The sequence below is a fragment of the Plantibacter sp. MMLR14_011 genome (genome assembly GCF_001865025.1).
Taxonomy (GTDB): Bacteria; Actinomycetota; Actinomycetes; order Actinomycetales; family Microbacteriaceae; genus Plantibacter; species Plantibacter flavus_A.
This window is the reverse complement of sequence record NZ_MJGW01000002.1, coordinates 217,411-235,935: the sequence shown is the minus strand read 5'-3', so window position 1 is coordinate 235,935 and position 18,525 is coordinate 217,411. Positions and strand designations below refer to the sequence as shown.

Annotated in this window: 18 protein-coding genes; 7 read left to right on the top strand and 11 right to left on the bottom strand. The window is 70.8% G+C overall.

Annotated elements, in window-relative coordinates; all coding sequences use genetic code 11:
- Nucleotides 1–47: 47 nt before the first annotated feature.
- A complete protein-coding gene (locus BIU99_RS03930) occupies nt 48–1,784 on the top strand; it encodes a sodium:proton antiporter (protein ID WP_064294303.1) in 1,737 nt (578 codons plus the stop codon).
- A 396-nt stretch (nt 1,785–2,180) separates the two neighbouring features.
- Here BIU99_RS03930 and BIU99_RS03925 read toward each other — a convergent pair whose 3' ends face one another.
- The 9 genes from BIU99_RS03925 to BIU99_RS03885 form a co-directional block, all read right to left on the bottom strand.
- Nucleotides 2,181–2,420, bottom strand: coding sequence for a hypothetical protein (locus BIU99_RS03925; RefSeq protein WP_064294302.1), 240 nt, complete (start codon nt 2,418–2,420; stop codon nt 2,181–2,183).
- A 113-nt stretch (nt 2,421–2,533) separates the two neighbouring features.
- On the bottom strand, nt 2,534–3,517 hold the full coding sequence (locus BIU99_RS03920) for an SDR family NAD(P)-dependent oxidoreductase (RefSeq protein ID WP_071259632.1): 984 nt from the start codon (nt 3,515–3,517) through the stop codon (nt 2,534–2,536).
- Nucleotides 3,518–3,620: 103 nt separating this feature from the next.
- Nucleotides 3,621–4,388, bottom strand: coding sequence for a polyprenol monophosphomannose synthase (locus BIU99_RS03915; RefSeq protein ID WP_217634971.1), 768 nt, complete (start codon nt 4,386–4,388; stop codon nt 3,621–3,623).
- Between the two features lie 77 nt (nt 4,389–4,465).
- Nucleotides 4,466–5,137, bottom strand: a complete 672-nt coding sequence (locus BIU99_RS03910; RefSeq protein ID WP_064294300.1) for a class F sortase — start codon at nt 5,135–5,137, stop codon at nt 4,466–4,468.
- Nucleotides 5,134–6,318, bottom strand: coding sequence for a glycosyl hydrolase family 8 (locus BIU99_RS03905; protein ID WP_071259629.1), 1,185 nt, complete (start codon nt 6,316–6,318; stop codon nt 5,134–5,136). Before BIU99_RS03905 ends, BIU99_RS03910 begins: the two co-directional genes overlap by 4 nt.
- 2 nt (nt 6,319–6,320) lie before the next feature.
- The gene (locus BIU99_RS03900; RefSeq protein ID WP_064294298.1) at nt 6,321–7,169 is read right to left on the bottom strand and encodes a DUF4397 domain-containing protein; all 849 of its coding nucleotides are present in this window, start codon (nt 7,167–7,169) and stop codon (nt 6,321–6,323) included.
- Between the two features lie 80 nt (nt 7,170–7,249).
- The gene (locus BIU99_RS03895) at nt 7,250–9,280 is read right to left on the bottom strand and encodes a glycosyltransferase family 39 protein (RefSeq protein WP_071259626.1); all 2,031 of its coding nucleotides are present in this window, start codon (nt 9,278–9,280) and stop codon (nt 7,250–7,252) included.
- The gene (locus BIU99_RS03890) at nt 9,277–10,797 is read right to left on the bottom strand and encodes a glycosyltransferase family 2 protein (RefSeq protein WP_064294296.1); all 1,521 of its coding nucleotides are present in this window, start codon (nt 10,795–10,797) and stop codon (nt 9,277–9,279) included. Before BIU99_RS03890 ends, BIU99_RS03895 begins: the two co-directional genes overlap by 4 nt.
- The gene (locus BIU99_RS03885) at nt 10,797–11,462 is read right to left on the bottom strand and encodes a GtrA family protein (protein WP_064294295.1); all 666 of its coding nucleotides are present in this window, start codon (nt 11,460–11,462) and stop codon (nt 10,797–10,799) included. Before BIU99_RS03885 ends, BIU99_RS03890 begins: the two co-directional genes overlap by 1 nt.
- 297 nt (nt 11,463–11,759) lie before the next feature.
- Between BIU99_RS03885 and BIU99_RS03880 the strand changes: the two genes are divergently transcribed.
- The 4 genes from BIU99_RS03880 (at nt 11,760) to BIU99_RS03870 (ending at nt 14,245) form a co-directional block, all read left to right on the top strand.
- Nucleotides 11,760–12,122, top strand: a complete 363-nt coding sequence (locus BIU99_RS03880; protein WP_064294294.1) for a hypothetical protein — start codon at nt 11,760–11,762, stop codon at nt 12,120–12,122.
- Complete coding sequence (locus BIU99_RS03875; RefSeq protein ID WP_071259620.1) at nt 12,119–12,952, top strand: SDR family NAD(P)-dependent oxidoreductase; 834 nt, start codon at nt 12,119–12,121, stop codon at nt 12,950–12,952. The genes BIU99_RS03880 and BIU99_RS03875 overlap by 4 nt, the downstream gene beginning before the upstream one ends.
- A gap of 71 nt (nt 12,953–13,023) precedes the next feature.
- A complete protein-coding gene (locus BIU99_RS19880; protein ID WP_153303389.1) occupies nt 13,024–13,197 on the top strand; it encodes a hypothetical protein in 174 nt (57 codons plus the stop codon).
- 58 nt (nt 13,198–13,255) lie between these two features.
- Complete coding sequence (locus BIU99_RS03870) at nt 13,256–14,245, top strand: SDR family oxidoreductase (protein ID WP_064294292.1); 990 nt, start codon at nt 13,256–13,258, stop codon at nt 14,243–14,245.
- Between the two features lie 32 nt (nt 14,246–14,277).
- Here the strand turns inward: BIU99_RS03870 and BIU99_RS03865 are convergent, their stop codons facing one another.
- Nucleotides 14,278–15,882 (bottom strand): AMP-binding protein, encoded by a 1,605-nt coding sequence (locus BIU99_RS03865; protein ID WP_197479009.1) that lies wholly within the window; start codon nt 15,880–15,882, stop codon nt 14,278–14,280.
- Nucleotides 15,883–15,954: 72 nt separating this feature from the next.
- Here BIU99_RS03865 and BIU99_RS03860 point away from each other — a divergent pair, with 72 nt between their 5' ends.
- Together BIU99_RS03860 and BIU99_RS03855 are read left to right on the top strand one after the other, a co-directional pair.
- Entirely contained in the window at nt 15,955–16,857 is a 903-nt protein-coding gene (locus tag BIU99_RS03860; RefSeq protein WP_071259617.1) for a hypothetical protein, read from the top strand.
- A gap of 2 nt (nt 16,858–16,859) precedes the next feature.
- Nucleotides 16,860–17,522: a TMEM175 family protein gene (locus tag BIU99_RS03855; protein WP_064294289.1), complete on the top strand. Its 663-nt coding sequence runs from the start codon at nt 16,860–16,862 to the stop codon at nt 17,520–17,522.
- A gap of 156 nt (nt 17,523–17,678) precedes the next feature.
- On the opposite strand, the gene BIU99_RS03850 is transcribed toward BIU99_RS03855, so the two are convergent.
- On the bottom strand, nt 17,679–18,452 hold the full coding sequence (locus BIU99_RS03850) for a DNA-formamidopyrimidine glycosylase family protein (RefSeq protein ID WP_071259615.1): 774 nt from the start codon (nt 18,450–18,452) through the stop codon (nt 17,679–17,681).
- Nucleotides 18,453–18,525 lie beyond the last annotated feature (73 nt).

Genomic DNA, 18,525 nt, shown 5'->3' with positions numbered 1-18,525 from the left:
ACAGCCGTCGGGGTGTGGCCGGCCGAGCGACCGATAGCCTGATCGCTATGGAACTCGGGGTGTATGCGGTCGTCGGCATCGCGGTGATCGTGGCCGTCGCGGCCTTCTCCCGCAAGCTCGGTGTCGCCGCGCCGATCATCCTCGTGATCGTCGGCGTCGGGCTCTCGTACCTCCCGGGCGTGCCGGAGATCGAGGTCGAACCGGAACTCGTGCTCGACGTCGTCCTGCCGCCGATCCTCTACGCCGCGGCGATCAGCGTCCCGATCATGGACTTCCGCCGCAACCTCGCCACCATCACGAGCCTGTCCGTCGTGCTCGTCATCGTCACCGCCTTCGGTGCCGGCTTCCTCCTCTTCAGCCTCCTGCCGGACCTCAACCTGGCCGCCGCCATCGCCCTCGGCGCGATCATCAGCCCGCCCGACGCGGTCGCGGCGACGTCCATCGGACGCCGTCTCGGCCTCCCACCCCGCCTCCTGACGGTGCTCGAGGGTGAGGGGCTCGTGAACGACGCGACCGCACTCGTGCTCCTCCGATCGGCGAGCGCTGCGGCGGCCGGCGGCATGCTCACGCCGTGGGCGACGGTCGGCGACTTCGTCTACGCGGTCGTCCTGGCGATCGTCGTCGGCTTCATCGCCGGGTACGTCACCGTCTGGTTGCGGTCGAAGCTCAACGACTCCGTCCTCGACACCGCGATCTCCATCGCCGTCCCGTTCGTGGCGTTCATGCCCACCGAGGCGCTCGGCGGGTCCGGCGTGCTGGCCGTCGTCATCGCCGGCCTGTACACGGGACACGCGAGTTCGGCCGCGTTCTCGGCCCAGGCGCGGATCAGCGACCGCATCAACTGGCGGACCATCCAGTTCCTGCTCGAGAACGCCGTGTTCCTCCTCATCGGCCTCGAGATCCGCACCCTCATCGGCGCCGTCGACGCCGAGATCCTGTCGGTCGAGGAGTCCATCGGGATCGGTCTCGTCGCGACGGCCGCGCTCATCGCGCTGCGGTTCCTGTGGGTGGGCCCGCTGGTGCTCGGGCTCCGTGCACGAGAACGCTGGGCGGAACGCCAGACCCTGCAGCGGTGGCTGTCGATGGGGTACTCGGAACGGTTCCCGAGACAGAACCGCCGATGGCACCGACGGCGGCGTCGGGAGCGCGCCTACGAGCGGCAGCGCGCCGATCTCGAGCAGTTGCGGCTGGAGCAGATCGACTGGCGAGGCGGCGTGATCCTCAGTTGGTCGGGCATGCGCGGCGTCGTGACGCTCGCCGCCGCACAGTCACTGCCGCAGAGCACCCCGTACCGCGAGCAGCTCGTCCTCATCGCCTTCACGGTGGCCGTCGTGACGCTCGTCGTCCAGGGCGGCACGTTGCCGTGGCTCATCCGGCTGCTCAAGGTGCAGGGGATCGACGAGTCCGAGGACCGCCGCCAGCTCGCGACCCTCCTCGACGAGATCAGCTACGCGGGCATCAGCGTGCTGGAGGATCCGGCCTCGGCGGTCGGCATCGAGGAGGAGATCGACCCCGATCTGCTCGAACGCGTCCGGCAGTCCACGTTCCTGCGGGCGGAAGCCGCCTGGGAACGCTCGCGCGAGTCGGTCTCGCCGAGTGAGACGCACGCAGAGACACCGCACCGGCTCTACCGCCAGCTCCGCCTCGCCGTCGTGCAGGCCGAACGCGAGCGGCTCCTCGACGCACGGGCGCGCGGTGCGTACCCGTCGCGCATCCTCGCCGAGGCGCAGACGATGCTCGACATCGAGGAGACGCGCCTGCGTCCGCCCCGCGCCGACCACTAGAGCTGGGCGACCTTACTCAGGAGTCCTCCGGTGCGCCTCCCGGGGAACGGACCGACGCGCCGACGAACTCCTGAGAAAGGGTCGGTGGGGTCAGGAACTCGGGCCGGGGTTGGTGATGTTCGCGACGCGCTCCGCCTCGCGCTCGGCCGTTGAGGCTGCTTGACCGTTTTCAGGAGTCCTCCGGTGCGCCGCCCGGGGAACGGATCGACGCGCCGGCGAACTCCTGAGAAAGGGTCGGTGGGGTCAGGAACTCGGGCCGGGGTTGGTGATGTTCGCGACGCGCTCCGCCTCACGCTCGACCGTTGAGGCCGCTTGACCGTTCTCAGGAGTCCTCCGGTGCGCCGCCCGGGAAACGGACCGACGCGCCGACGAACTCCTGAGAAAGGGTCGGTGGGGTCAGGAACTCGGGCCGGGGTTGGTGATGTTCGCGACGCGCTCCGCCTCGCGCTCGGCCGCAGCGTCGCGTTCGGTCTCCGAACCGGGGTTCGTGATCTCGGCCTCGCCGCTCGCCGCCGGGTCGTCCTCGGTGACGTGCGGGCCGGGGTTCGTCGTGGACGCCACGCGCTCGGCCGCCGCGTCGTCGACGGCCTCGTCGTGCGGGCCCGGGTTGTTGATGTCGGCGTTCTGGTCACTCATGGGGTGCTCCTTCCGAGATCCGCCTGGGCGGTCTCCGTCTCGCGCATCGTCGCGCTGATCCGCTCTCACGGTAGGTCCGTGGGCGGGTGGCTGCAAGGGGTGGCGCCGGCCGATCAGTCGCGAGCGGCGAAGGCGTCGACCCCGGTGAGTTCGGCTGAGAGCGCCCAGAGTCGGGCCGCCTCCTCCGGATCGGTCGCGTGGTCGGCGACGCCGGAGGCCGGGGAGACCGCGGTCTCCGCCGGGGCGGCGATGTCGCAGTCCTCGCAGAACACCCCACCGAGGCCGTCGAGCGACGGCGAGGTCGCGGCCCACACCTCGGTTGCGGCACCCTGCTCGGGCGACTTGAACCCCGAGACGAGGAGGTTGCCGTCGGCGTCGACCCAGCCGAGCGCCATCATCTCCTCGCGCGGCAGGTGCCGCTGCAGCGGCGTGAGGATGCCACCGGGGTGGACGGAGAACGCGCGGACACCTTCCTCGGCACCGAGCGTGTCGAGCTGGAGGGCGAAGAGCGCGTTGGCGGTCTTCGCCTGCCCGTACGCCTCCCACTTGTCGTAGCCGTGCTCGAACTGGACGTCGTCCCAGCGGATCCCCGAGCGCTTGTGGCCGCTGGAGGACAACGCGACGACCCGCGATGACCCGCCCTTGACGATGGCGGGCCAGAGGCGGTTGACGAGGGCGAAGTGGCCGAGGTGGTTGGTCGCGAACTGGAGTTCCCAGCCGGGACCGACGCGCGTCTCGGGAGCCGCCATGACGCCGGCGTTCGTGATGACGAGGTCGAGGCCCCGGCCCGTGGCGAGGAAGCGGTCGGCGAACGCCTCGACGCTCGCGAGGTCGGCCAGGTCGAGTTCATCGACCTCCACACCGTCGATGCCGGCGAGCTCCGCGCGAGCGGTCTCCGGGCGCCGCGCGGGGACGATGACCTGGGCACCCGCGCCGACCAGGGCACGGACGGCCTCGCGGCCGATACCGGAGTAGCCGCCGGTGACGATGGCGAGCTTGCCGGTGAGGTCGATGCCCTCGAGCACCTCCGCCGCGGTGCTCGAGTGGCCGAAGCCGGAACCGATGGGGTGCTGCGGGGTGCGCGTGCGATTGGTCATGCCCTCACGCTACGACTCCGGGGAGGGCGGCGGAACCGGAAGGACCTGGGAAGATGTGCAGCCGTCGTCGGCCCGTGGTCGTGGCCGCCCGCACCACCTGGTCTCAGCGGGTGGACAGCACGCGCACGGATGGGAGCGGGTGGCCGTGCAGCAGTGCGCGGACCTCCTGGAGGCGACGACGCACGCCCCACATCGTGACCTTCTTGAGCGACTCGGAGACGATGCCCCCGCTCATCTTCGACTCGCCCGACACCCGCTCGGTGAAGACGATGGGCGTCTCCACGACCCGGAGCCCGCGCTGCAGCGCACGCCAGAGGAGGTCGACCTGGAAGCAGTACCCCTGTGACGCGACGTCGGCGAGGTCGATGCGGCGCAGTGCCTCGCTGCGGAACGCGCGGAACCCGCCGGTCGCGTCGGCGACACCGATCCCGAGGGCGAGTCGCGTGTAGAGGTTGCCGCCGCGACTCAGCGCGAGCCGGTGGGCGGGCCAGTTCTCGACGACGCCACCCGGGACCCAGCGTGAGCCGAGCGCGAGGTCGTGATCGTCGAGGAGCGCGATGAGGCGGGGCAGGTCCTCGGGGTGGTGGGATCCGTCCGCGTCCATCTCGACGACGACCTCGTACCCCCGGGCGAGCGCCCAGGCGAAGCCCGCGAGGTACGCGCCGCCGAGCCCGTCCTTCACGGCCCGGTGGAACACGTGCACCTCCGGGTGCTGCGCGGCGAGCTGTTCGGCGAGGAACCCGGTGCCGTCGGGGGAGGAGTCGTCCACGACGAGGATGTCGACCCCCGGGACGGCGAGCGTGCGGTTCACGATCGGCTGCAGGTTGTCGAGTTCGTTGTAGGTGGGGATGACGACGAGTGAGCGGTTCACGTCGGTTCCTTTCGGGTCGGTGGGAATGGTTCGGAGCGGGGCCGCGCCGCGACGGGCGCGCGGAGCAGGGAGCGGCGCTACGGGGTCGTGCCGACGAGCGACGCGAAGACGACGTAGTTGTTCGCGTAGGTGTTCGCGGCGTCATCGAAGGGGCCGTTGCAGGTGATGAGCCGGAGCTGCGCGTCGGGCGTCGGCCCGTAGACCTCCTCGGTGGGGAAGGTCTTCTTCTCGACGTCGATGGCGCGGTCCACGGCGTACGTGGCGGTCGAGCCGTCGGACATCGTGACCGTCACCTGGTCGCCCGCCACGAGCTGCTTGAGGTGGACGAACACCGCCTCGCGGAGGGTCGTGTCGAGGTGGCCGGCGATGACCGCCGGCCCCACCTGGCCGGGCATGACGCCGGCGCGGTACCACCCGGCGTCCTCCCACTCGACGGGTGGCAGGAGGACACCCGACGCATCGCGTTCGAGCGGTTCGACCGCCGCGTCGACCCCGATGGACGGGATCTGCACCCGGCTCACGCTCAGCGCGCTGACATCGGCCGCCGGCGCCTGGGCGACCGGGTCCTGCTTCGCGCCGGCGGCGCCACGGTCGGCCGCCTCCGAGGAGGTGATGGGGCCGTCGGCGGCGTTCGGCGAGGTCGGCGTCTGCCCGGCGTGCGTCGTGGCGCAGCCCGAGAGGGCGAGCGCCGTGAGGAGCGCTGCGGCGGCGGCGAGCGTGCCGATCCGACGGCGCTGTGCGCGGATCATGAGGTGGCTCCCTCGGTGAGCGGTGGACACCCGTCCAGCTCACCGGTCGTGAGCATCATCGGTGCGAGGGCTGCCCAGGCGGCGCCGAAGTAGCTCGGCACCTCCTGCGCGAGTTCGTCGGCGGCCCGGAGGTCGTCCGCCGACTCCGGCAGGTTGCCCACGGCGGCGCGCGCGGCCGCTCGGGCCTGGAGGGCGAGCGGGTGCACGTCCGAGGTCAGCGGTGATCCGCCGAGATCGGTCTCCGCACGCAGCTCCTTCGAGCGCGCGAGGGTCGAGGCGAGGCGGGCGGCCGTCGCCCGGTCGGCGGTGTCGCACGACTCGGCGTAGCGGATCGGGAGCCGGGCCGCGTCGTAGCCGTAGCGGACGCTCTGCCCGGTCCCTGCCGCACCCGGCATGGCGTCGACGGTGCCGTCGGCGTGCACCTGGGCCCAGTCGGGCGGGAGCGGGCTCTCGTCGAGCAGGGTGGTCGTGACCGCCGCGGAACCCGCCTGCAGTTCGGCCCACCGCGGGTCACCGGTCGCCGCACCCAGCACCGAGAAGGCGACGGGGGAGGCATAGGACGGGTTGTACGCGTAGGGCTCGGTCGCAGCGGCCCAGACACCGGGCAGCAGGATCCGGCCCGCGGCGGTCTCGGCGGTCATGCGGTCCGCGATCACACCGGCGAGCGTGACGCCGGCCTCGGTGAACCGCGGCTCGTCGAACCGGGTGCCGGCGACGACGAGCGCGCGGGCGGCGTCGAGGTCCGCATCGCTGGCGGGTTCGTCGTCGACGACCTCGCCATCGCGCCACTGCCAGGCGAGCAGCCCGTCGGGCCGCTGCAGGTGCTGCTCGGTCCAATCCCAGATCTCGGTGAAGGACTGCTCGTCCCCGACCCCGGCCGCGACGAGCAGTCCGTAGGCCTGCCCTTCGCTGACCGTGTCGTCACCCTGGTCCCGGCGCACGACGCGGCCGTCGTCGACCCAGTCGGTAAGGAAGGCGTCGGCGGCCTCGGTGGTGGTCCGGTCCGTGACCGTCGAGGTCGGACCAGGCTGACCGTCGGCGTCGGTCGCGCCGGGTGACGCCGCGGTCGGGCCCTGGAGGAGGTTCGCCGGGAACCCGGTAGCCAGGGAGGCGATCACGGCGGTCGCGGTGGCCGCGGCGACCGCGGTCGCGGCGATACCGATCGTCTTCTTGGCACTCATGGTCAGCTCACCGCCGTCCCGAGGTCGCGCACGAGCCGGGCGAGCTTCGTGTCGAGGTCGTCGAGGACGCCCCGCAGCGTCGACGACTGCTCGGCGAGTCCACCACCACCGGTCTCCACCGGGCCCTCGGGAGCGTCGCCGGCGGCTGAGCTGTCGAGGACGGGCATGAGGGTGACGCCGCCTGCGGCGTTGTCGAGCACGAAGAGCGTGCTCACGGTGCCGGGGGCGAGGTTCACGGAGGCTTCGGCCGCCTGCTTGCCGCCGGTCAGCTCGAGATCCCACGGGCCTGCTGGGACGCTCGCGTAGTCGGTCGCCGTCCCGGTGGTGGCGCCCTTCGCGATCGGCATGCCGGTCGAGGTGCTGACGTCGACGCTTTTGACGTCGGTCGACGCCTGGATCAACCGGATGCGCGCCGCACCCTCGGCCGGACCGGTGAGGTCGTCCTCGAACACCTTCGTCTGCAGGTCCTTGTTGGGACCGTAGGCGGCGACGGTGGCCGCCTCCCCGGCGGTGATGGTCACGTTGGTGCTGATGACCGGCTTCGTGCTGTCGGGCGACCCGGCGGGCACCATCGACACCACGTAGGTGCCGGCGGCCAGGTCGGTGTAGGGGGAGACCTGGCCGTAGGCGACGTCGTCGAGTTCGAACACGGTCGCGCCGCCGGAGAGTGCCGACAGCTTCACGTCGACGGTCTTGGTGTCGGCCGAGAGGTGGCCGACGCGGATCCAGCCGGAGCCTGAGACCTCGGTGGTGGCGGCGCTCGCGGCGGTGGTGCCGAAGCCGATGAGCGCTGCCGTCGCGACGGCTGCGATGCCGCTGAGGGCGAGTCGCCTGGTGGTGGTGGTTCGCATGGTGGAACTCCTGTTCTTCGGGTGGGTCGGGGTTTCGGGTGGCCCGGGCGTCCGGCTCGAGCCGGTGCTCGGGAAGGTGGTCAGCGCACGACGTCGGGTTCGACGACCGAGTAGGTGACCCGCACGCCGGCCGCCGTCTGCTCGACGCGGTCGGCCGCGTAGTCGCCCTGGATCGAGCGGATGGAGTCGGCCAGACGGCCGTCGCCCACCTCGGTGCCGGTGCGGAGCACCATCGTCCGGCGCACGTCGCCCGTCTCGCCGTCGAGCACCGGAGTGCTCTCGAGCCGGACCGGCGTCGTGGCGAGTACCTGGCCGAGCGCCAGGAGGGCGCGGGAGTCGAGCTGGCCGTCGCTGAGGGTCTGCGCGGCCTCCGTCGAGACGCTGAGCGAGGGGTTCAGCAGGAGCTGCGCACCGAGCGCCGCCCGAGCCGCCGTGCGCCCGGCGGCCTGTTCGGCCGCCGCGTCGAGACCGTCGGCGTCGATGCGGCGGACCTCGACGGCCTGCGTCCCGGAGCCGAACGTCGCGACGAGCTCGGAGTTGTCGATCGCACCCTTCACCTCGGGGAAGGTGGTCGGGAAGGTCCGCATCGAATCGGTCGTGACGATGTAGTCGGCGTCGCGCCAGCCGTTGGGCGACTGGGCCTGGACGGCGGAGTCGGTGTCCATCTTGTAGTACCAGATGACGTTGTCACGATCGAAACCGCTCTCGACGAGGTCGACCCACATCGCGTCGTCGACGATCACGCGGGACTCCTTCGGCACATTGGTCTGGACCCACTGCTGGGCCTGCCGGACCGGCTTGTCGAGGTCGGCGAGGAGGAAGCCGCGGAGCTGGGTCGCCGTGTTGGGGACGGCGACGACGGCTGCAGCGAGCACCGCGGCGACCCAGACGGCTCCGGCCGCACGTCCGCCGAGGAGACGACGGCGTTGTGCTCCGGCCTCGACGGTCGAGCGGCGACGGAACCGGCGGATGGCGGCGCCGGTCACGCCCATGATGAGGATCGCCATGAACGGCAGCAGCATGATGACGTACGGCACCGGCAGGTAGCCGCCCGGGCGCAGCATGAACAGGCCGAGGAAGACGGTCATCGCGGCGATGACACGCAGTCGCGAGATGAAGAGCCCGGCGACGGCGGCCACCGCTCCGGCGACGAGGAATGCCGCGTCCAACTGCCACCACATGCCGAGGGTCTTCGCCGACAGGCTCTCCGGGTCGAACAGCGACCCGCTCGTGACGCGGGATCCGAGCTGGAAGAAGACGCCACCGAGGAGGCTCACCCGGTCAGGGCCGGGGATGAGTTCGCCCTTGATGGCGGCGAAGAGCACGTAGGTGAAGCCGATGACGACGACGATGGTCGCGGCGACCGGCAGCGTGTACCGGCGGGTCTCCTTCCGAGCCGCGCGCCACATGGTCCAGGCGAGGAAGGGCAGGGCGAGCAGGAAGGTCTCCTTGCTCAGCACGGCGATGCCGAACGCGGCGGCGGAACCCGCGAAGCCGACGAGCTGGTGCTTGCGGCTCGTCGCGAGGATGAAGGCGCCGAGGAGCCAGGGCACCGCGACGTTGTCGAGGTAGACGGTGCGGTGGAACTGCACGGCGAGCGGTGAGATCGCGAACACGAGTGCGGCGACGGCGGCCATGGCCCGGCTGAGGTGCAGGCGGCGTGCGAGGACCCACACGAGCACGACGGCGATGAGCGTCGCGACGACCATGGCCTCACGTGCCGCGATCACGGCGATGTCGTAGCGGTCGAACGCACCGGTCAACCCCGTGTAGGCCGCGATCTGCAGCCAGCCGAGGGGCGGGTGGTCGTACCAGTAGGTGTAGTGGGCGAGTTCGCCGAGCTTCAGGACGCTCCACGCCTGGGCGGTGTAGGTGCCCTCGTCGTCGATGCGCTGCGGGGAACCGCCCAGGTTCATCGCTTGCACGACGGCGGCGATGGCGAGCACGGGCAGGAGGAAGGCCAGGGTGCGACCGTGGCGTGAGAGCCAGCGGCGCACGACGCCGGGGCCTCGCTTCGTCGGTGGCCCTGAGGCGAGCCAGCTGAGGCGGTCGTTCTCCAGGTGGAGCTCTGGTCGGCCGGGGGCGGCCGGGCGTTCGAGGATGCCGGTCATCGGGTTGCTCCGTTCTGGAGGACGAGCTCGGGTGCGCGGTCGGGCAGGTCGACGGAGACGGGAGCGGCCTCGGTGGCCTCGGCGACCTCCTCGCTGCGGTGGGCACCGGTGTGTTCCGTCTTCTCCCAGGAGTGGTCGCCCTTCCACTCGCGGAAGACGGAACGGACGGCGGCCAGGCCGAGGAAGATCTGGTACGGGAAGGTGCCGAGGATCAGCCGGGCGTAGTCGCGGAGGCGGACCTTCTGGCCGTAGAGGCGGCCGAACTCACCGAGCCCGGAGGCTTCCACCGCGAGGGTGACGATCGTCGGCGCGAGCGGGATGAAGGTGAGAAGGGCGATCGGTGCGGGCACCTTCGCGAACAGCACCAGCAGGACGGAGACGGGGATGAGGAGGCCGGTCGCCGCCTGGAGGAACGGCATCGACAGCAGGTATCGCGCGAACATGCGCTGACGGAACGTCGGCAGCTTGCGCCACTCGCCCTTCTTCAGGACCTGCAGGAACCCCTGGTTCCAGCGCGTGCGCTGCTTGTAGAGCGACTGCAGGGTGCCTGGGGTCTCCTCGCGGGTGACGACCTCCGGGCTGTAGGCCACGACGACCGTCGCGCCGGCGCTCGAGAGTCGGACGCCGAGCTCGCAGTCCTCGGCGAGGCAGCCGTCGTCCCAGCCCTCCGACCAGTCGAGCCAGGTCTTCTTCACGAACACCGTGTTGCCGCCGAGCGGGATGAAGCGGGAGTTCGCGTGGAAGTGCAGGCGCGACCGGAACCAGAAGTAGTACTCGAGCACGTTCCGGAGCGACCACCAGCTCGACTGGAAGTTCATGAGCTGCACGCCACCCTGGACGACGTCGGCGCCGCTCTCGGTGAAGCGGGAGTCCACGAGCGTGAGCAGGCGCGGATGCACCTCGTCCTCGGCGTCGAACACGCCCACGACGTCGCCCCGGGCGATCTGCAGCGCCCGGTTGAGCGCCTTGGGCTTGTTCTTCGGCACGCTGTCGTCGACGACGACTTTGATGAGGTCGGGGTGCCGCGCGGCGGCCTCGCGGACGACGCGCTCGGTCCCCGGGTCGTCGTGGCCCACGATCGCGATGATCTCGAAGTCGGGGTGGTCCTGTTCGGCGAGGCGGTCGAGGGTCTGACCCATGACCTCCTCCTCATGCCGACCGGGGACGAGCAGGGTGAAGGAGTGCTTGGCGGGCAGCGGGACCGCGGCGAACCCCGTGTTCTTCAGGTGGCCGGTCGACCGCCAGGCGTGGAGCATCCAGTAGAGCGTGGTCACGGCGATGATCGTCAGCGCGGCGGCGAACAGCAGCATGGTGCCGTAGCCGAGCCACTCGCCGATGCTCCAGGAGCCGGGGTCGGCCGCCGACGCCGGGTCCACCAGGGTGCCGCGGTTCGGCAGCGGTTCCGTGGGTGCCGCGGGCTGCGGGGTCAGCAGGGGAGCGGGCTCGTCCGCGGCGGCGAACGGGCGGGCGGGGATGAGCGCGAGCGCTCCGAGCAGCGGTGCGAGTGCGGGTGCCATCAGGACAGGCCTCCAGAGGTCGGCAGTGCGTGGGTCGGTGCGGATCGACGAGTGGTCGTGGTGCGCGGTGCGGCGGCGGGTGCCGGCGCGGCCGGGCTCGAAACGGAGGTTTCCTGCGACGTCGTGCTCCGACGGCGACCGGTCGCCGACTCGGCGGGTCGGAAGACGACGTAGCGGTAGGCGAGGAACCGGAACACCATGCCGAGGACGAGTCCGACGCCGTTGCCCGCGATGTTGTCGGCAAGCGGCGTGGTGTAGCCGAGGACGTAGTGCGAGACGAACAGACAGCCCGCGGCGATCCCGAGGCCGAGGACGTTCATGAGCGCGAAGAGGGCGCCCTCCTTCCACACCGCGCGGCGGTGCTCGGTCCGGAAGGTCAGCGCCCGGTTGCCGAGCCAAGCGACGACCGTGGCGACGGCGACGGAGATCACCTTCGCTCCGATCGGCTTGTCGTCGAGCACGGTGAACCGCAGGAGGTTGTACACACCGACGTCCACGACGAACGCGGTGCCGCCGACGAGGCCGAAGGTGACCAGCTGGGAGACGAGCTTGGGCAGTCGCAACGGCTGGCGTGCACGGCGTGGACGTGTTCCCGGAGCGACGGATCGTTCGGGAAGGGACGGCTGGCTCGGGTGCACGACGGAAGATTCGGGCTTCACGGTCATGCACGCCGTTCGGGGGCAGTGGGAAGCCCGGTTTGGTCGAGGCGACCGCAGCTCAGGGCTTTGCCAGGTTCATGAAACAGGGCCGAAATACCTTGATTTTCTGCGGAAGTTGACGTACTCGCGAGGCCATGGGGGGCAACACCGCGGACCCCTGAACTGGGCTGCCGCCCGCCCGTCAACCGGCACGACGGCGATCCCTCGGTCGCCTACGATGGGGGCAACGCCCGGTGTGCTCGGGCGTCGCGTCGCCCTGATTCCCGGGTGCGCGAGGACGACCGGCACAGAGGGAGACATCTGGTGGGAAAGCTGATCTACGGGAGTTCATCGCGTGAGCTCGAACTCGACGACCGGATGCTCGCGCATGTGAAGTCGATCGCGGTCATGAAACTGCGGCGCAACGAGTCCTTCACGATCTCCTGGCCGCGCTCGCTCGAGACCGGTGGCGGACGCGTGACGATCTGGGTGCACCCGTCGATCTCGCTGCAGTTCGAGTTCGACCAGGAGCAGCGTCCCGAGCTCAACCGCAGCTGGCTCGAGTCGATGATGCAGGACGCCAACAAGACCGGCGACCTCGCGATCGGCCGTGAGGTCCCCGACATCGACGAGCGGGCGCGCCCGACCAACGTCAGCGAGCCCCGCCCCCGGAAGTCGTCCGCGTGAGCGATCGGGTGATCGTCCTCACCGGTGCGAGCGACGGCATCGGCGCTGCGGCTGCGAAGGCGTTGACGGACGCGGGCGAGCAGGTCGTGGTGGTCGGGCGGTCACCGGAGAAGACGGCAGCCGTCGCGCGACGGATCGGGGCTGCATCGTTCATCTGCGACTTCGCCGAGCTGGCACAGGTTCGCCTCCTCGCCGAGCATCTCCTCGAGCAGTACCCGCGGATCGACGTCCTCGCCAACAACGCCGGCGGCATCTTCGGTGCCGACCGCCGGGTCACGACGGACGGCCATGAGCAGACGTTCCAGATCAACTACCTGGCACCCGCGCTCCTCACCCATCTCCTGCTGGACCGCCTCGTCGAGTCCGAGGCGACGGTCATCAACACCTCGAGCGTCGCCAACCGCCTGTTCGGGAAGCTCGACCTCGATGACCTCGACGCCGAACGCTCCTATTCGCCCACGCGCGCCTACGGCAACGCGAAGCTCGCGCAGATCCTCTTCACGAAGGAGCTCGACCGCCGGTACGGCCCGCGCGGCCTGTCCGCGGCGGCGTTCCACCCGGGGGTCATCTCGACGAACTTCTCCAGCTCGCCCGACGGCGCGATGCGGTTCCTCTATGCGAACCCGCTCGGGCGTCGCCTGCTGAACACCCCCGAGGAGGGCGCCGACACGCTCTTCTGGCTGGCCGAGAGTCAGCCGGGACTCGACTGGACCTCGGGCGGCTACTTCGCGAAGCGGAAGCCCGCACGCACGAACAAGCTCGCCGCCGACGTCGCCCTCGCCCGCGGGCTCTGGGAACGGACCGAGGAGATGCTCGCCGAGCACCGCTGAGCGGTCCCGCCGGTTCACCGCAGCAGCTCCCGCGTCCCCGGGTCGTGGTGACGGGAGCCTAGGCTGGTGGGATGCGATGGAACGAATGGACGACGGCGCTCGTCGTCGCCGGGGTCCTCGCCCTCGCCGCGGTGCTGATGCTCCTGATCCTCGGACCCGAGGCGCCTGTCGTGTGGGGACTCGTCTCCGGGGTGCTGCTCGCCCTCGTCGTCGGTGCCATGGCGTTCGTCAAGCGCGAGCGCTGACTGGGGCGATCCTGAGAAGGCCTGGGCGAGTCGGGCGACGGTGCGCGAGGATGGACCAATGACGACGAAGCGCATCCTGTTCATCGGCGGCAGTGGCATCATCTCCTCGGCATCGGTCGCCAGAGCGGTGTCGCTCGGCCATGACGTCACCGTCCTGAACCGCGGCCTGTCCCACGTCCGCCCCCTCCCCGAGGAGGTCGAGCTCCTCCGCGCGGACGTGCGCGACACCGACGCGGTGACCGAGACGCTCGGCTCGCGCGAGTTCGACGTCGTGGCGCAGTTCACCGCGTTCACGCCACCGCAGGTGCAGGCGGACATCGACCGGTTCGCCGGTCGGATCGGCCAGTACGTGTTCATCAGCTCCGCATCCGCATACCAGAAGCCGCCACAGCGCCTGCCCGTGGTCGAGTCGACGCCGCTCAGGAACCCGTTCTCCCAGTACGCGCGCGACAAGATCTCCTGCGAGGACGTCCTCGTCCACGCTTACCGCGAAGAGGGGTTCCCGGCGACGATCGTGCGCCCGTCGCACACCTACGACCGCACGCTCATCCCGACGATGGGCCGACGCACCGACCTCGACCGCATGCGCGCGGGCAAGCCGGTGGTCGTGCACGGCGACGGGACGACCCTCTGGACCATCACCCACACCGCGGACTTCGCGGTCGGGTTCGTCGGCCTGCTGGGTCGCCGCGACGTGCTCGGGGAGGCCTTCCACATCACGGGCGACCACGCACCGAGCTGGAACGACATCACCCGGTGGATCGCGGAGGCGGCGGGCGTGGAGGCCGACATCGTGCACGTGCCGTCCGACGTCATCGCGGAGGTCCACCCACCGCTCGGGCCGACGCTCCTCGGCGACAAGGCGTTCCCGATGGTCTTCGACAACACGCGCATCCGCAGTCTCGTCCCGGAGTTCCGGCCCACCATCCCGTTCTGGGACGGCGCGGCGGAGATGGTCGCGTTCCACGACGCGAACCCGCACTGGCAGCCGGCCGAACCGGAGCTCGACGCGGCCTTCGACCGGATGGTCGCCGCCGTCGGGCGCTGAGCCCGTCGACAAGCTCAGGGACCGGCGGCGGCTCAGGGACCGGCGGGGGTGGCCTCCGCGGCCCGGAGGTCCTTCCGGAGGATCTTCCCCGACGCCGACTTCGGGATGGCGTCGACGAACGCCACGCGCCGGATCTTCTTGTGCGGGGCGACCCGCTCGGTGACCCACGCCATGAGCGCCTCGGCCGTGACGTCCTGGCCCGGTTGCAGGACCACGAAGGCCTTCGGCACCTCCTGGCCCTCATCGTCGAGCACCCCGATGACGGCCGCGTCGGCGATCGCCGGGTGGCCGAGCAGCAGCGCCTCGAGCTCCGCCGGGGCCACCTGGTAGCCGTGGTACTTGATGAGCTCCTTCAACCGCTCGATGATGCGCACGGTGCCGTCACCGCGGACCGTCGCGATGTCGCCGGTGTGGAGGAAGCCGTCGGTCTCGAGGGTCTCGCGAGTGGCCTCCTCGTTGCCGAGGTACCCGAGCATGACGTTCGGCCCCGCGCAGAGCAGCTCGCCCGCCGCGCTCTCCTCGTCCGAGCCCTCGGCCGGGTAGTCCACCTCGGCGCCGGTCTCGGGATCGACGATCCGGCACTGCATGTTCGGCAGCGTCGTGCCGACGCTGTCGAGCGACGCCCCCTCGGCCTGGAACGCGATCGCGTGGCTGACCGGGCTGAGTTCCGTCATGCCGTAGCCCTGCCGCATCCGACAGCCGAGGCGCTCCTCGACCGCCCGCCCGAGCGTCGCGTCCAGCGGTGCCGCACCCGAGAAGATCGTGTGGACGCTCGAGAGGTCGAACTCGTCGACGAGCGGGTGCTTCGCGAGTGCCACCGCGATCGGCGGGGCGATGAACACGTAGCTGCACCGGAAGTCCTGGATGATCCGGAGGAACTCAGCCAGGTCGAACCGCGGCATGGTCACGAGGGAGGCCCGCCGCGACAGCGCGAGGTTGAGCAGCACCGTCATGCCGTAGATGTGGAAGAACGGCAGGACCGCGAGGATCCGGTCGTCGGCGACCATGCCGAGCTGCGGGATCGACTGCTGCACGTTCGCGACGAGGTTCCGATGCGAGAGCATCACGCCCTTCGGCCGACCCGTCGTGCCGGAGGAGTAGGGCAGCACCGCCACGTGCGTGGCCGGGTCGAACGAGACGTCCGGCGCGGGGAGGCGGCGCATGAGGAGGTCGCTCAGCGACGCGTGCCCCTCGGCGCCGTCGAGGACGACGACGCGGTCGGAGGGGATGCCGCAGGCGCTCGCCGCAGCCCAGGCCTGGGGGAGCAGCGGCGAGACGGTGAACAGCATCGTCGCGCCGGCGTCGCGCAGCTGCGCCTCGATCTCCTCGGCGTTGTAGAGGCCGTTCACCGTCGTCGCCGTCGCGCCCGCGCGCAGGATGCCGTGGAACACGGTCGCGAAGGCGGGGACGTTCGGCGCGTGGAGGGCGACGACGTCGCCGACCCCGATGCCGGCCGCCGCGAGGGCGCCGGCCAGGGCGTTGATCTGGCCGATGAGCTGTCGATAGCTCGTCTCGGCGCCGGTCGTGCCGTCGCGGAGGGCGATGCGGTCGAGGTCGCTCGGGGCGATGCCGCCGAACAGGGCGTCGTAGACACTCACGTCGGGGATCTCGACGTCGGGATGCGGGCTGGTGAACACGAGTGATCTCCTTCGAACACCGGTGATGGTGGAGTGAGTCTATCCACGCCGGGTGCTCGTTAGGCTGAACCCGTGAACGCGTCCCGCCCCATCCTCGGTCTCCTGCTCGACGTCGACGGCCCCATCGCCAGTCCGATCACTCGGACGATCAACCTCCCGAGCATCGCGCAGGACCTCGCGACGCTCGCGAACGCCGGGGTCCCGATCGCCTTCAACACCGGGCGGAGCGACGCGTTCCTCCGCGAGGTGGTCGTCCCACCGCTCCTGGCCGCCGGGCTCGCGGACGACGTCCGGCTCTACGGCATCTGCGAGAAGGGTGCCGTGTGGTTCGGCTTCTCGGCGGCCGGGGTCGACGAGCTGAGCCTCGATCAGGACGTCGCGATGCCGGAGGGCTACGGCGACGCCATCGAACGCCTCGTCGACGAACGGTACGCCGAGACGGTGTTCTTCGACCACACCAAGCGCGCAATGGTCTCGGTCGAGCAGCACGTCGAGGTGCCGGCAGCGGACTACGCCCTCGTGCGGAAGCACTTCGACGACGACGCCCGAGCCGAGCTCGTCCGACGCGGGTTCGGCGTCGATCACGCCCCCGGCCGCTACCCGGACGACGCCGGCCTCGTGCAGTACCGCATCGATCCCACGATCATCTCCACCGACATCGAGTCGGTCCGGCTCGGCAAGGACCTCGGCGCCGAGCGCGCGCTCGAACTCCTCGAAGCCGACGGTGGTGCGCTCCCACTCGCCTGGCGCACGGTCGGCGACTCCCGGAGCGACTACGCGATGGCCGACTGGTTGTTCGAGCACGGGTACGAGGTCGCGCACGTGGACGTCCGTCCCGCCGACGGCGTCCCCGAGAAGCCCTACCCGGTGCTGACCCACCCGACGCTCATCCACGACGAGGCCGGCGCGGCCTTCCTGGCCCGCTGGGTCGCCATGGTGCAGGGGACCGCGACCGACGACGCCGACGTGAGCTGACCATGGCCGGCGACGAGGGACGTCCGACGGGCCGTCGTCGACCCGGTCCGACGACGGAGCGCGGGCTCGACCGCGTCGTCAACTTCAGCGACGCCGTCGTCGCGATCGCGATCACGCTGATCATCCTCCCGCTCGTCGACCTCGCCCAGGAACACGACGACGGCTCCGTGGTCGCGTTCTTCGGCCACAATTGGACCGGCCTCGCCGCGGCCGCGCTGAGCTTCGTCGTCATCGCCAACTTCTGGCGCGACCACCACCGCCTGTTCGAGCGCACCGCCGGATACTCGACGCGGCTCGTGACCCTGAACTTCGTCTGGCTCGCCGGGATCGTGTTCCTGCCGCTGCCGACGGTGCTCCTCTTCGACGGGACGGGCGACGACCGCGGAGCCCCCACGCTCTACATCGCGACGATGCTCGTCTCGATGGTCGCGGTACGACTCCAGCAGGTGGTCGTCGAGCGGGACGGGCTGCTCAGCGAGGAAGCGGCAGCTGCGCCGCGCCAACCATGGGTGCTCGTGTGGTTCCCGACCGGCCTGATGCTGCTCGCCGGCGTCCTGGCCGCGACGGTGCCGGGGCTCGGCGCCCAGGCGCTGTACCTCCTACTGCTGTCGATCCCGATCGGGTGGATCGGCAGTCGGCGGCACCGGGCCGACCCCGGTTCCTGAGCCCGTTCCGGTCCCTGAGTCCGTTCCGGTCCCTGAGCCTGTCGAAGGGCGGAGTGGGTCCGTCGGGGCTGCACTTCGACAGGCTCAGTGACCGGTGGTGGTGGGCTCGCTCGGTGACTGGCGGGGCGGCTCGGTGGCCGGCGCTACGCCGTCGGGTCAGGTCTGGCAGTGGGGACACCAGTAGGTGTCGCGGAGGGCGGTCGGGTCGGCGCCGAGCTTGCCCCGCTGGATCCGGGTGCCGCACCGCAGGCAGCGCTGGCCGTCGCGCCCGTACACCCAGGTCTTCCGGCCGGGCCTCGTGTCGCCCGTCGTGACCCGGTTGCGGCGGTCGCGATTGGCGTTGATGAGCCGGTAACCGAGTCGCACAGCACCCGGCAGGTCGACCTCGGCGGTGGGTCGCGTCGGCAGGACGCCGCGGATGAAGCACAGCTCGTTGACGTACTCGTTGCCGAGTCCGGCGAGGTTGCGCTGGTCGAGCAGCGCGACGTGGATCTCGCGGCCGTCGGCCTCGAGGTTGTGGATGGCACGCTCCTCGTCCCAGTCCGGACCGAGGAGGTCGGGACCGAGCCAGCCGAAGCGCTCCTCGTCCTCGCGGGAGGGGAACACCTCGACGAGGCCGAGTTCGAACCCGACCGTCACCCAGTGCTGCGTCGACAAGATCGCGCGCGCCTTCCAGGCCGGCCGCCGCCAGTGCTCGCCCGGCTGGTAGACGTGCCACAGCCCCTCCATCTTGAGGTGCGTGTGGAGGGTGTGGTCGCCGATGTGGTGCAGGAGGTGCTTGCCGCGGGGGATGACGTCGTGGACGACGTCGCCCCGGAGGTCGACGGTCGCGAAGGCGGGCACCCGCAGGTCGAAGCCGGTGACGACCTCGCCGGCGAGCGCCTGCCGCAACCGGTGCGCGGCTTGGAAGACCGTGTCACCCTCTGGCATGAACCGCTCCGTCCGTTCCGGCTACGGTGCCACCGGCAGGGTGTCCGGCGCAACCCGTGGCGGAACGGTAGCG

What these genes read in the sequence shown, in the direction of transcription:
- BIU99_RS03925 (WP_064294302.1), bottom strand. Translation starts at nt 2,420, where the DNA reads ATGAGTGACCAGAACGCCGACATCAACAACCCGGGCCCGCACGACGAG.
- BIU99_RS03910 (WP_064294300.1), bottom strand. Translation starts at nt 5,137, where the DNA reads ATGATCCGCGCACAGCGCCGTCGGATCGGCACGCTCGCCGCCGCCGCA.
- BIU99_RS03900 (WP_064294298.1), bottom strand. Translation starts at nt 7,169, where the DNA reads ATGCGAACCACCACCACCAGGCGACTCGCCCTCAGCGGCATCGCAGCC.
- BIU99_RS03855 (WP_064294289.1), top strand. Translation starts at nt 16,860, where the DNA reads ATGGCCGGCGACGAGGGACGTCCGACGGGCCGTCGTCGACCCGGTCCG.
- BIU99_RS03890 (WP_064294296.1), bottom strand. Translation starts at nt 10,797, where the DNA reads ATGGCACCCGCACTCGCACCGCTGCTCGGAGCGCTCGCGCTCATCCCC.
- BIU99_RS03870 (WP_064294292.1), top strand. Translation starts at nt 13,256, where the DNA reads ATGACGACGAAGCGCATCCTGTTCATCGGCGGCAGTGGCATCATCTCC.
- BIU99_RS03895 (WP_071259626.1), bottom strand. Translation starts at nt 9,280, where the DNA reads ATGACCGGCATCCTCGAACGCCCGGCCGCCCCCGGCCGACCAGAGCTC.
- BIU99_RS03920 (WP_071259632.1), bottom strand. Translation starts at nt 3,517, where the DNA reads ATGACCAATCGCACGCGCACCCCGCAGCACCCCATCGGTTCCGGCTTC.
- BIU99_RS03930 (WP_064294303.1), top strand. Translation starts at nt 48, where the DNA reads ATGGAACTCGGGGTGTATGCGGTCGTCGGCATCGCGGTGATCGTGGCC.
- BIU99_RS03850 (WP_071259615.1), bottom strand. Translation starts at nt 18,452, where the DNA reads ATGCCAGAGGGTGACACGGTCTTCCAAGCCGCGCACCGGTTGCGGCAG.
- BIU99_RS19880 (WP_153303389.1), top strand. Translation starts at nt 13,024, where the DNA reads ATGCGATGGAACGAATGGACGACGGCGCTCGTCGTCGCCGGGGTCCTC.
- BIU99_RS03885 (WP_064294295.1), bottom strand. Translation starts at nt 11,462, where the DNA reads ATGACCGTGAAGCCCGAATCTTCCGTCGTGCACCCGAGCCAGCCGTCC.
- BIU99_RS03905 (WP_071259629.1), bottom strand. Translation starts at nt 6,318, where the DNA reads ATGAGTGCCAAGAAGACGATCGGTATCGCCGCGACCGCGGTCGCCGCG.